At 61.3% G+C, this 11,747-nt stretch carries 12 protein-coding genes; 9 read left to right on the forward strand and 3 right to left on the reverse strand.

What is annotated here, in order from left to right:
• Window positions 1-21: 21 nt before the first annotated feature.
• From AX681_RS05400 to cobU, 8 genes are read left to right on the forward strand one after another with little or no spacing between them, the layout of a single operon-like run.
• Window positions 22-429 carry a DUF1636 domain-containing protein gene (locus AX681_RS05400; RefSeq protein ID WP_039330657.1) on the forward strand — a complete coding sequence of 136 codons (408 nt, stop codon included), beginning with the start codon at window positions 22-24 and terminating at the stop codon, window positions 427-429.
• A complete protein-coding gene (cobT, locus tag AX681_RS05405) occupies window positions 426-1,442 on the forward strand; it encodes a nicotinate-nucleotide--dimethylbenzimidazole phosphoribosyltransferase (protein WP_039330659.1) in 1,017 nt (338 codons plus the stop codon). The genes AX681_RS05400 and cobT overlap by 4 nt, the downstream gene beginning before the upstream one ends.
• A complete protein-coding gene (locus AX681_RS05410) occupies window positions 1,439-2,008 on the forward strand; it encodes a histidine phosphatase family protein (RefSeq protein WP_039330661.1) in 570 nt (189 codons plus the stop codon). The genes cobT and AX681_RS05410 overlap by 4 nt, the downstream gene beginning before the upstream one ends.
• Window positions 2,009-2,021: 13 nt before the next feature.
• Entirely contained in the window at window positions 2,022-2,738 is a 717-nt protein-coding gene (gene cobS / locus AX681_RS05415) for an adenosylcobinamide-GDP ribazoletransferase (RefSeq protein ID WP_039330663.1), read from the forward strand.
• Window positions 2,735-3,724, forward strand: coding sequence for a threonine-phosphate decarboxylase (locus AX681_RS05420; RefSeq protein WP_039330665.1), 990 nt, complete (start codon window positions 2,735-2,737; stop codon window positions 3,722-3,724). The genes cobS and AX681_RS05420 overlap by 4 nt, the downstream gene beginning before the upstream one ends.
• On the forward strand, window positions 3,717-4,670 hold the full coding sequence (cbiB, locus tag AX681_RS05425) for an adenosylcobinamide-phosphate synthase CbiB (RefSeq protein ID WP_039330667.1): 954 nt from the start codon (window positions 3,717-3,719) through the stop codon (window positions 4,668-4,670). The genes AX681_RS05420 and cbiB overlap by 8 nt, the downstream gene beginning before the upstream one ends.
• Window positions 4,658-6,121 carry a cobyric acid synthase gene (locus AX681_RS05430; protein ID WP_039330669.1) on the forward strand — a complete coding sequence of 488 codons (1,464 nt, stop codon included), beginning with the start codon at window positions 4,658-4,660 and terminating at the stop codon, window positions 6,119-6,121. The genes cbiB and AX681_RS05430 overlap by 13 nt, the downstream gene beginning before the upstream one ends.
• Window positions 6,114-6,620 carry a bifunctional adenosylcobinamide kinase/adenosylcobinamide-phosphate guanylyltransferase gene (cobU, locus tag AX681_RS05435; protein WP_039330671.1) on the forward strand — a complete coding sequence of 169 codons (507 nt, stop codon included), beginning with the start codon at window positions 6,114-6,116 and terminating at the stop codon, window positions 6,618-6,620. The genes AX681_RS05430 and cobU overlap by 8 nt, the downstream gene beginning before the upstream one ends.
• 359 nt (window positions 6,621-6,979) lie before the next feature.
• Here the strand turns inward: cobU and AX681_RS05440 are convergent, their stop codons facing one another.
• Window positions 6,980-7,990, reverse strand: coding sequence for a site-specific integrase (locus AX681_RS05440; RefSeq protein WP_230960947.1), 1,011 nt, complete (start codon window positions 7,988-7,990; stop codon window positions 6,980-6,982).
• 193 nt (window positions 7,991-8,183) lie between these two features.
• On the opposite strand from AX681_RS05440, the gene AX681_RS05445 reads away from it, so the two are divergent.
• Entirely contained in the window at window positions 8,184-9,110 is a 927-nt protein-coding gene (locus AX681_RS05445) for a hypothetical protein (protein WP_058803369.1), read from the forward strand.
• 5 nt (window positions 9,111-9,115) lie between these two features.
• On the opposite strand, the gene AX681_RS21315 is transcribed toward AX681_RS05445, so the two are convergent.
• Entirely contained in the window at window positions 9,116-9,397 is a 282-nt protein-coding gene (locus tag AX681_RS21315; protein WP_082660524.1) for a WGR domain-containing protein, read from the reverse strand.
• 1,013 nt (window positions 9,398-10,410) lie between these two features.
• Window positions 10,411-11,664 (reverse strand): replication initiator protein A, encoded by a 1,254-nt coding sequence (locus tag AX681_RS05450; RefSeq protein ID WP_082660526.1) that lies wholly within the window; start codon window positions 11,662-11,664, stop codon window positions 10,411-10,413.
• Between the last annotated feature and the right edge of the window lie 83 nt (window positions 11,665-11,747).

The following is an 11,747-nucleotide window of genomic DNA, read 5'->3' on the forward strand; positions in this document are numbered from 1 at the left end:
CAATCTATGGAGCAAGAAATTATGTTGATCCCCGTCGAGGACGGCCCTGCCGTAGTAGCATGCAACACCTGCCGACACAGCAGCACCGCAAAGGAGGATGACGCCGGTGTGCGTGGTGGCGCGCGTATGGTCGAGGCCCTGCGCGCCGTGCAGGCACGCGATGAACGCTATTCCGGTATCGCGGTGCAGGAAATGCCCTGCTTGTTCGCCTGCAGCGAATTCTGCACGGTCCATCTTCGTGCGCCAGGCAAAGTCGGGTATGTTCTGGGCCGCTTCACTCCCGATGAAGATGCCGCCGCTGCCATCCTCGATTATGCCGTCCATTATGCGCAAAGCGAACATGGCCGGGTTCCGTTCAAGGACTGGCCGCAGGGCGTCAAAGGCCACTTCATCACCCGCACACCGCCGCCGGGCTTTGTCGCGCAATGAGCACGTTTTCTTCCGTCGATGCCTTTGATGCTGCCATTGCCGATATGCCTGCGCCAGATGAAACAGCAATGGCCAGCGCGCGCAACCGGCAGTCGCAACTGACCAAGCCGCCAGGATCCCTGGGACGGCTGGAAGAGATCGCGATCTTCATGGCCGGTTGGCAAGGCCACGAAAGACCCCGGCTGGAACGGGGGCGTGCAGTCGTGTTTGCGGGCAATCATGGCGTCACGGCACGGGGCGTGAGCGCCTTTCCTCCCGAAGTCACCCACCAGATGGTGGCCAATTTTGAAGCAGGTGGCGCTGCCATCAACGCGCTGTGTGCCGCTGCCGGGCTCGATCTTCAGGTGCTGGCGCTGGAGCTTGACCGGCCAACCGCCGATTTCACCTCAGCCCCGGCCATGACCGAAAGCGAATGCCTTGCCGCGCTGTCTTCCGGGGCCGCCATGGTCGAAGCCGGCCTTGATCTCCTTGTCCCTGGCGAGATGGGCATCGGCAACACCACGGCCGCTGCAGCCCTCTGTGCAAAGGCGCTGGGAGGCGGTGCAGGCGAATGGGTCGGCCCGGGAACGGGGCTCGATCCGGCGGGCGTGGCGCGCAAGATCGGTGTAATCGAAGCGGCACTCGTCTTCCATCAGGTTGCACCGTCAACGCCTTTCGAAACCCTGCGGCGTCTGGGCGGGAGGGAAATAGCCGCAATGGCAGGTGCAATTGTCCGTGCAAGGCAACTTCGGGTGCCGGTGCTCCTGGATGGCTTCATCTGCTGCGCTGCCATCGCGCCGATCTTTGCCGCCGAACCTGCAATTGTCGACCATTGCCTGGCAGGGCATTGTTCGGCCGAACCTGGTCACAAACGGTTGCTCGAGCGGTTCGGTCTCGCACCGCTCCTCACTCTGGGCATGCGCCTGGGCGAAGGGAGCGGCGCTGCGGTCGCGGCCCAGATCGTGCGTTCAGCTCTCGCCGCACACAACCAGATGGCCACTTTTGCCGAAGCTGGCGTGGCTGCTGGCGTATGAGCGAGTTTTTCCTGCACCTCATGCGGCATGGCGAGCCCATCCACCCCGGTCTGCTTCTCGGAAGGACCGATGCGCCTACGACGCCCGAGGGCGTCGCATCATGCGTGGCACAGGTCGAGGAACTGTCGTTCCAGTCGATTGTATGTTCCGATCTCCAGCGCTCGGCAGAGGCAGCAAGAGCTATCGCCGATCCAAGAGGGCTGCACCCGATCCTCGACTCACGGTGGCGCGAACTGGACTTCGGCGACTGGGACGGTCTGGCACCCGCTAAGGTCGACAGTGCCGCGATCAGCGCGTTCTGGGACGACCCGGACGCCAATCCGCCACCCGGTGGTGAGCGCTGGTCTGCTCTGGTTTCGCGCGTGGAAGCGGCCTTGGCCGCAATCCCGCCGCAAGACACGCTGGTCGTAACGCATGGCGGAGCAATCCGGGCTGCGCTGGCCAGCCTGTTCGGCTTCGGACAGCGGCAGGTCTGGGCGTTTGACCTTCCCTATGCCGCGCTGATCAGCCTGCGGGTCTGGCCGGGAACGCCGCGCTCAGCCCAGATCGCGGGCCTTTGGACATGAAGCGCCCGATCGCATGAAAGGCTTCCTCATCGCACTCCAGTTCCTCACCCGTTTGCCGACACCCCGGCTCACGGTTTCTGCCGAGGAATTCGCCCAGTCCATGCGCTGGTTTCCAGCTGCTGGGCTGGTGATTGGCCTTATCGTTGCCGGGGCCGCCTGGGTTGGAGCAAGGACCGATCCCTGGACCGGAGCCCTTGCCGCCTTGATCGCCTGGGTTCTCGTCACCGGAGCCCTTCACCTGGACGGTCTGGGAGATATGGCCGATGCCAGCGGCGCGGCCCACAAGGACCGCGAGCGGCTCCTGGCCGTCCTGGCAGATCCGCATGTCGGCAGCTTCGGCGTAACGGCCATCACCATGCAACTGCTGACCAAGCTCGTGCTGCTGCATGGCATGATCGAGCACAGCCAGTTTCTGGCACTGATCTGGGTGCCGGTCGCCGCGCGCATCGCGCCGCTGGCATGGACCTTGTTGCTATCGCCGTTGCACGATGGCCTTGGTGCGCGCTTTCGGGGCGCGATCAGGCCGATCGATCTGGCGCTGTGGGCCGCAGTACTTCTCGCCACCACGGTGGCGTTTCCTGCATTGCTCATTGCGGTTCCTGCTGCGGCACTATGGGGCCTGTGGATCAAGCGCGCTATTGGCGGCATCTCGGGCGATGGACACGGCGCCGGAATTGAACTGATCGAGGCGGCGCTGCTGCTGGCGCTTGTCGTGATGGCGGCCGCATGACCCGCGATCGCTGGACATGGCACGGCGGCGGCCTCTCTGCGGCCCGCGCGCATTTCGGCGACGATGCGCGTGGTTGGATCGATTTTTCCACCGGGATCAATCCGCATGTCTGGCACGGTGCAGGGGCGGTGGAGATCGATTGGCGTGCCCTGCCAGACGAAATGGCCCTGCGCGCGCTGGAGCAAGCGGCCGCCGCCAGCTTCGGGTGTCATGCCGATCATGTCTGCGCGGTGCCAGGCACCGAAGTTGGCCTTCGCCTCGCCGGCAGGGTGCTGGGCGATGACGTCTGCCACGCCGTTCCATCCTATCGCACCCACGGCGAGATGGCGGCCTCCAGCCATCCCGTAACGCTTGGCAATCTGGCGCTGGCCGATGGATCAAGCCTGATCCTTGCCAACCCCAACAACCCGGATGGCGTCCTGCTTTCTCGGGAAGCCTTGAGCGATCTTCTGGTGCGGCGTGGTCGGAAAGGGTGGCTGGTAATCGACGAAGCCTTTGCAGACTGCCACCCCGACCACAGTTTCGCCGACCAAGTTGATGATCGGCACAGACTCCTGATCTTTCGGTCCTTCGGGAAATTCTTTGGCCTCGCCGGATTGCGGCTCGGTTTTGTGCTGGGCCCTCGTCCGATCCTGGCGAGTCTGCGTAAGCAGCTAGGTGCCTGGCCGGTCTCGGCGGCTGCGATCGCCATCGGCACCCGCGCCTATCAGGATATCGCCTGGCAGGACGCGATGCGGGAGCGCCTCATCGCCGAGGCCACCAGCTTCGATCAGCGCTTGGCCTCGTTCGGTTTGTTGGCAAGCGGCGCATGCCCACTCTTCCGGCTGATAACGACGCCGGACGCGTCACACCTGTTTGAACGTCTTGCCCGGGCTGCGATCCTCAGCCGCCCCTTCGCCGATAAACCGGATTGGTTACGCTTTGGCCTGCCCGCCAACGACGAGGCGATGGAGCGTCTCTGTGCCGTGCTCGAAGACCATGGCTGAACCGTTCGCGCTCATGGCCCTGGTGCTGGATGCTGCCATTGGCTGGCCTGGCGCGCTGTATCGCCGTGTCGGACATCCGGTCGGCCTGTTTGCCCGGATCATCAATGCCTGCGAAGGCGCATGGAACCGGCCAACTCACTCAGACGGCATACGCAAGACGCTCGGCGTCATGACCGTTCTGATACTGCTGGTGCTGACAATCGGGGCTGGACTTGGCCTTACCGCGCTCGCCCGGCACCTGCTGGGCTCATGCTGGTGGCTTGGTGCCGCAGCACTGGCCTGGCCCGCTCTGGCCCAACGCAGCCTCTACGATCATGTTCTTCCCATCGCAGTCGCACTGGAGCAGAATGATCTCGAAAGTGCGCGCCATGCCGTCTCCATGATCGTCGGGCGTGATACCGACACCCTTGATCGCGCGGGTGTGGCACGAGCTGCAATCGAAAGTCTGGCCGAAAGCTTTTGCGACGGCATCGCCGCGCCGCTGTTCTGGCTGGTTATCGGCGGCCTGCCCGGCGTCTGGGCCTACAAGGCGATCAATACGGCAGACAGCCTGATCGGCCATAAGGAAGCGCGCTGGCGCGCCTTTGGGTGGGCTGCGGCGCGCACGGACGATGTGATGAACCTGCTGCCGGCTCGGCTTGGCGGCGTCGTGGTATGTCTTGCCGGCGGCGGAGGGTGGGCCACGCTGTGGCGCGATCACCGCCGCCACGCCTCACCCAATGCAGGCTGGACCGAGGCGGCCATGGCGGGCGCGCTAGATCTCGCGCTCGCGGGACCAGTGTCCTACGATGGTGTGACCCATGCCAAGGACTGGATCGGCAGCGGGCGGCGCGATGCTGGCGCTGCTGACGTCAGGCGCGCTTTGCGCATTTATGTCCGCGCCTGCCTGTTGCTCTGGGCCATCGTGGCCGCTCTCACCTGGAAGGATATCGTATGGGCGCTCTGATGTTGCAGGGCACGGGTTCCGATGTCGGGAAATCGGTGCTGGTTGCCGGGCTGTGCCGCGCCCTTGCCAATCGCGGGCTGAGCGTTCGCCCGTTCAAGCCCCAGAACATGTCGAACAATGCTGCGGTTACCGTCGATGGCGGCGAGATCGGCCGCGCCCAGGCTTTGCAGGCTCTAGCATGCCGGGTCGAACCGCACACCGACATGAACCCGGTACTGCTCAAGCCTCAGGCCGACCACACATCGCAATTGGTCGTTCACGGCAAGGTCCGCGGCACGCTGGGCGGTGGCAATTTCCGGCACAAGCGTGGCGAACTGCTGCCCGAGGTCATGGAAAGCTGGCACCGGCTGCAGGCGCAGTGCGATGTCGTCGTGGTTGAAGGCGCCGGCTCGCCGGCGGAGATCAACCTGCGGGCAGGCGACATCGCCAACATGGGCTTTGCCCGTGCTGCCGGTGTGCCAGTCGTGCTGGTCGGCGATATCGATCGCGGCGGCGTCATTGCTGCGCTCGTTGGCACGAGGGCGGTATTGGACCCGGACGACGCGGCGATGATCCGGGGTTTTCTCATCAACAAGTTTCGCGGCGATCCGGCGCTCTTTGCCGACGGTTATCGGCAGATCGAGGCGCTTTCGGGCTGGCGAGGCTATGGCGTGGTGCCCTGGCTGCGCGCCACTGCCCATTTGCCAAGCGAAGATGCGGTCGTGCTTGAACGAACCGCACGCGAAACCGCCGGTCGCCTGAAAATCGCCTGCCCGATCATCCCCCGGATCGCCAATTTTGACGATCTCGATCCGATCAAAGCGGAAAGCTCGGTCGAACTGGTCATGGTACCGCCAGGCCAGCCCATCCCCGGTGATTGTGCGCTGATCGTCCTGCCCGGATCAAAAGCCACGATCGCTGATATGAAGGCGATGCGCGAACAAGGCTGGGACATTGATATCCTTGCGCATCATCGGCGCGGTGGAAAGGTCCTGGGCATCTGCGGCGGCTATCAGATGCTCGGCCGCCGCATCGCCGATCCGGAAGGGATCGAGGGACCACCTGAAGATATCCCCGGTCTGGGTCTGCTGGATGTCGAAACGGTCCTGACCGGAGATAAGGCGCTGCGCCAGGTTGCAGGCACTGCGCTCGATCAAGCCTTCACCGGCTTTGAAATGCACATGGGCGTGACCAGCGGTCCCGATTGCCGTCACCCCTTTGCGCTGCTCGGCGAAGGGCGGCCCGACGGCGCAACCAGTGCAGACAGGCAAGTCACGGGCACTTACGTCCACGGAGCATTTGCCAGCACGGCGCTGCGTTCAGCTCTGCTCGGCATGCTCGGCGCGCAGTCGGACGGGATCGACCATGATGCGAAGGTGGATGACGCGCTCAATGCGATCGCGGCTGAGCTTGAACATCATCTCGATGTGGATGGTTTGTTGAAACTCGCAATGGGGAAAGACGATGCGTAGCCTGTTCGTGATTGGCGGAGCGCGCTCGGGCAAGAGCCGCTATGCACAGGCCAGAGCCGAGGCGACCGGCCTGTCGCCAGTCTTCATCGCTACGGCTCAAGCTTTCGACGAGGAAATGCGCAACCGTATCGTTCGGCACCAGGCGGATCGCGGCGTGGAATGGGAAACGGTCGAGGCCCCCCTTAAACTTGCGGAAGCGATCGAGTTGCATGCCTCACCCGACCGGGTCTTGCTGGTGGACTGCCTCACGCTATGGGTGACCAATCTCCTGATCGGCGATCACGATATCCCGGCGGCAGTCCGCACACTCATTGAGACCATCACGGTTGCGCAAGGGACCCTCATACTCGTCAGCAATGAGGTCGGATTGGGCATCGTCCCGGAAAACCAGTTGGCGCGCCGGTTTCGGGATGAGGCCGGGTTTCTTCATCAACGTGTCGCGGCTTGCGCGAACGAGGTGCAGTTGCTGTGCGCTGGCTTGAATTTGCAGTTCAAATGAAAATGTCCCATTGTATTAATGGCATATTTGGAATTCAAATTGCGCGAGAGCCGGCCAGAAAGACCGCCAGAAGCTGGATCATGGCGCTGCCCATGGCGATGGTTGGCTGCCCGGTTTGGAAGGCGTTCATAACGTTGATGCGGCTTGTCGGGACATCTTTTTCCGCGACGAGAGTGCCTATCTGGTGGCGGAAAACTCTAGACCCAAGCGGTTCAAAGTTGGGTAGCAGTGCAACTTGGCGTCGGACTCTGCTCAAAATCGGTTACATTTCAGACCACCGTCACGGTGTATGTGCGCGCGGTAAGTGTCGCGGTGGCTCCCTTGGTCCTTGGGGCACCGCGTTTCAGCCTGAACCTAGGCTAGAGAAAGCTCTTGCCAGCGTGGTTCTCAAACAAAGCCGCATCTCGGACATAGCCAAGCAGCACCTCCACCTTTTTCTGTCGCGAGACCTCCTGCATTTTTGGCAGTGAAGCACCAGCCTTCGCAGCTTCGGTCAGGAATCCCGATCGAAGCGAGTGCGCCCCGACCGCAGCCGGATCGAGACCGACCTTCTCGGCGTAGCGCTGGATCAGGCGAGCAACCGAGCGATCTGACATGGGCTCCTTCGTCATCAAGCCCTGAGCATCGGTTCGATAGAAAAGGGGCCCCGCCTCCCCTCCCCTGACGCTCAGCCATTCGTTGAGGCGGGGACCGGGCTTGAGCACCTTGCCCGACGGAACTGCGATGACCTGCCCCTCCCCCTCCTGGTCGGTCTTCGAGTGCCGGATCGTCAGCTTGAGCCCTTCGCGCACGAGCTCGAGATCGGCGAGCTGCAGAGCGACCAGCTCCGAGCGCCGAAGTGCTGCTGCAAGGCCCAGCGCCATGACCGCACGGTCACGGATTGCCCTCGGGCTCGATCCTTCTGCAGCCGCAATCATCCGCGCCAGATCGGCCGCCAGAATGGCGCTCTTCTTGCGTGTCGGCCGTGCGCGCTGCTCGCGCCGAATGCCGGCGAGCGTATCGGCGATGACATCGCGGGGATCACGGTGCTGCGGCGCCACGTGCCCCGCCTGCCTGTGGTGCCAGGCAATGGCAGCAAGGTGCCGCCCGATCGTACTGTCCGCCCTCCCCGCTTGAGCCAGTGACGCCAGCCAGGTTGCAACCACCTCGGGCATCGCGGGCATGGGCTCAAGGTCGCGCGTCCAGCACCATTCTTCGAACTGCCGCCAGTCGCTGTCATAGGCGCGGACGGTGTTCGCGGCCTTGGATCGCGCCCTGTAGGAACGGGCGGCCTCGATTTCGGCGGCGAGCTGCGGAGGGATTGCCTGTCCGAGCGAGACGAGGCCCTCATCGATCGGCACCTCAACGATCAGCCCGGTGCCGTCAGCCAAAGCGCCTCTCCTTCATGCTCGATCGCGCCGCTGGTTTCTTCGGCGTTCTGCCCTTGGGAGAGCGGCGGCGTCGCAGCGGATTTGAGGCACTCTATATAGATTGTCGTGTTGTCCGTGAAGGGCGCTTATCGGACAGCAAACCCACCGTACAAGCTGGGTATACTTTTTATGCCATTTATATACTATCTGGCCGATGGTATCCGCCCCAGCACCTTGGCAACTGACGCTTGCCCGCATCGAAGGCGCCCTCCCCTTCATCTCACCCGAGTTGTCCGAATGCCTTGCGCTGGCCTCACTTCGGCGCCTCTGGCGCGTGCATGTGCGCGATTATCCGTTTGATAATCTTGGAATTGAACACAATCCGGGGCTCGAAGCGAGCGAGCTGATGCGCTCGTGGTATTCCGAGGAACGCCGTCAGTTCTTGTCGTGGATTAGCCGGCGAGGACACCCTCCCCTCGCCCATGCTGCCAAGCTGGTCATGGCCGCCAAGAACCACTCTGAAGGGTTCACCGAGACCTATTGGCCCGCCGATCGCGCGCTGGAGCGGCTTGACGCGCTGCTACCAAGCCGTGACCCGATGAGCACCTTGCTTGAATGGCTGACGGAACTGAGAACGGAAGAAATCGACTTTCTCGAAGGCGGCAGCGAGATGGTCCAGGTCGGAGGGTTCGCGGTAACACGTATGGCACCGCGTGGGGCGGCCTGGGCGGCATCGCTCGCTGCTGCCATGCGGCCACACTTGTTTGGGCTGGGCTCGGCGCCAATGGCGCTTGCTGGGGTCATGCCGCGGGCTCTGTTCCGTGAACTTCACGAGGAACCCCTGCCCGTCCTATTAGGCCGTGCGCTTCAGGCTACCGCTGAGAGTGCAGCCGCAGACCTCCGTGCCATGCAAAGGGCTCACCTGCAGGCTGAGGGAGCACTTTCAGGCCTGTACGCCTCCTCGACGGCTCCCCTGGCTTGGCGTCTGGTAGCCGGCATCGGACCTCTCACCCGTGCGGAGCTTGCCAGAGGCCTTGGGGTGACCAAGCGAACCGCTTCACAATCAGTTGCGGCTATGGTGACTGCCAGCATGGTCAGCCTTCGAACTTCCGATGGAGCAATCGTCCCAACGGACACGTGAACGTATCATGGACCCCGGAATACTTCCCGGTAGCAAACGCCAATTCGATGATGTGAGGTCGCTCTGCGACGCAGCAACTGTTCTACGAACTTTGTCGCCCTGCCTGCGTCGGCGAAGGATAAGATGCGTCGCTGTCCACGCGTTCCAATCCGCCCCCACGAGAATTCAACAATCGTGACACCGAACAGGTCCTGGCTTCGAGATATGACGTACCGCCTTGCAACATTGAGATCGGGATCTTTGGCTTCGAGCCAGATCTGACATTCCCTTTGTCCAACCTCTAACATGCGGAGGACTATGCGATAGCCACGTGAAGTTAGGCCAATCGGAAGTTTGAATCACAGGTCCCTGTCGTGATTCACGGAATCGATCTTAAGGCTGTGACCAGCGCTAATCTGCCGAGTTGCCATTCTGGTGGAATGTACGCATCGCACGCAAAGCGGTCATCGTCGAAGGGATATGTCGGCCTTCCTTAATCTTGAATCAAATCAATAACAAATCCGCCGCAGGCGTGAACGTTAGGGGATTTAGATTCTAAGGTTAAGAGGTTACCTGCTCGTGATCAGCCTGCAAACTCCTGATTTCTCGCGAGTCGGGGCGGCTATGCCGAATCTGAAAACACGATGTTCGGTTTCTGATAGCACGACCGCCAGATTCTAATAACACGTCATCTGATGCCCGATCACACGTTCGCCACCTCCCCGCCCTGTTGATAACTTTGAAAGCGCGGCTGTGAGCGTGAGGCCAGAGGATCAGTTAGCGTTCCGATTCACATATGATGCGCCGATCCCAAACTTTCTGATCCCCCATTTGCTCCTAGGCTGAAACGAACGTGTTTTCGGAAATGTGGTATTTCCGGTCGAACGTGTTTTCAGGAATGGTTTTTGGAGGCATTTTCCATCGTCCAGATTGAAGGCCGACCTGTCGGGTTTCTGGATCGCAGTGACTGAAGTGGAGCCTCAGGCGATCTGCCAGCTGGCTTGAGCGCTGCACAGTAGATCGCTGATTTCAGTCAAAGATGGACGGCAGAAGCACGGCTGTAGGGTCTATGCCGGTACTCTTGGGCCTAGTCAGCGATTTATTTACCTGGCGCCGAACGTAGACGCGGTCCTCTGATCGGGCGGGCTAAGCGAAGTGATTCCCGAAAACACGTTCGCTAGCTGCCGTGCATGATGAGACTGTTCTTATTCTTACGATAGATCGCTATGCCTGCGGCAGAGCGTAATCAGGCCTGAAGCCGAGCGGCAGCTCTACCAGCGCGCCGGGCGCCGCTACCAAGTCCTGCAGAAGGTCGCGATCTTCAAAAGCCCGGAAGCGTATGCTTGTTGCGCTCGTGGTGCTTCTTCATGAAGCCGTAGAACCGTTTCGAGTAGTTCCTTGGCAACTCATGCGGATTGCTGTTCAAAAAGGAATCGAATTGCCGCATCAGCACATCGAGATCCCAACCAGGACATTCAGCACGGATGGCCTGATAGATTTCGGGGTCAAGAGTGTCCTGAGCGCCCCCTCCCCTTCGTCGTGACTGAGATTGGCTCGCATTGCTGTCCAATGCCGCTGATGCATCGGCTTGCTGTTCGGGGCGCAAGCTCGCGCTTGTTGTTGCAAGGAGCTTGCGCACGAGGGCAGGATCAACGAATTCCTGCGGAGGGCTGACCTTGGCTGCCTTTTCGGGGGTTGCGCGCTGAATGCGCTGGGGTCTGCTCTCCGTGGCGACAGAGCCACTATGTTCGGTTTTTCCAGAAGGTTTTTCGAGATGGCGACGCATCACCATCTTTAGCTTTGGACGCGGCGTCTCTGCTCCAATGACCTCCAGACTGATATCCGGCAGGTTGTTAGCTCGCGCCAATTCAAGAATCTTGTTCTTGAACGAGGGTAGGGAGCTTTCGCTGCCGCTTTTCTGATGAAGAGTTTCGAAGCCAATCGTGAAACCTTCTGGCCCATTGCCACCAGCGTGCTTGCGAGCTGCGCGGTAGAGCCATTTCCCAAGTCCGCTCGTTATCTCGAAATACAGAGGCGAAATCGCAAGGACATTTCGCTTGTCCATGACCCCGTCGAAGAACCACTTAGAAAGCGTGATTTCCATCCCAAGCGAACGCTGGGTTCGCTCATCAACGAGATGAGTATAGCTATCGATCCACGAAAATGTGGTCTCGCGGGATTTGGAGTTCGCTCGGATGTTCGTCTTGATCGTCGTGGCCTGAAGGCGATCAAGCGCTGCGATCAGTCGCTCATAGGCGCGCCCGCTTACACCCCAGCAGATTCGCTTGAGAAGATCGCCAGGTTGAACACGAATGGTCGGCGACAGGTCATTGTCACCCCGCTCGCGCAATTCGTTGAGGTGGGACGCCAGATAGATCATGATATCTGCATCCCAGATGGTCGCCATCCCATAGGCTGGGTTGGCTGATACATGCACGGTGACCGACTTGTCCGGACTGAGGTACTCAATGGGTTTCAGGCGCTTCTTCTTCGAAAGGCTGAAGAAAGGGCGCTGCATGGTCTCCTGATAGTCCCGCAGCGAGATATCGCTGAAATCAGGCAGCGTGAAGAACATCTCGAACTGCACCCGGCGACCGGAGGAGGACTGATCTTTCTCGCTCACGTTCTTCGCCTAGTAAATCTGCCGCTGTCCCACAT

The sequence above is a fragment of the Sphingomonas sp. CCH9-E2 genome (assembly GCF_001557215.1).
In the GTDB taxonomy this organism is placed as follows: domain Bacteria; phylum Pseudomonadota; class Alphaproteobacteria; order Sphingomonadales; family Sphingomonadaceae; genus Sphingomonas.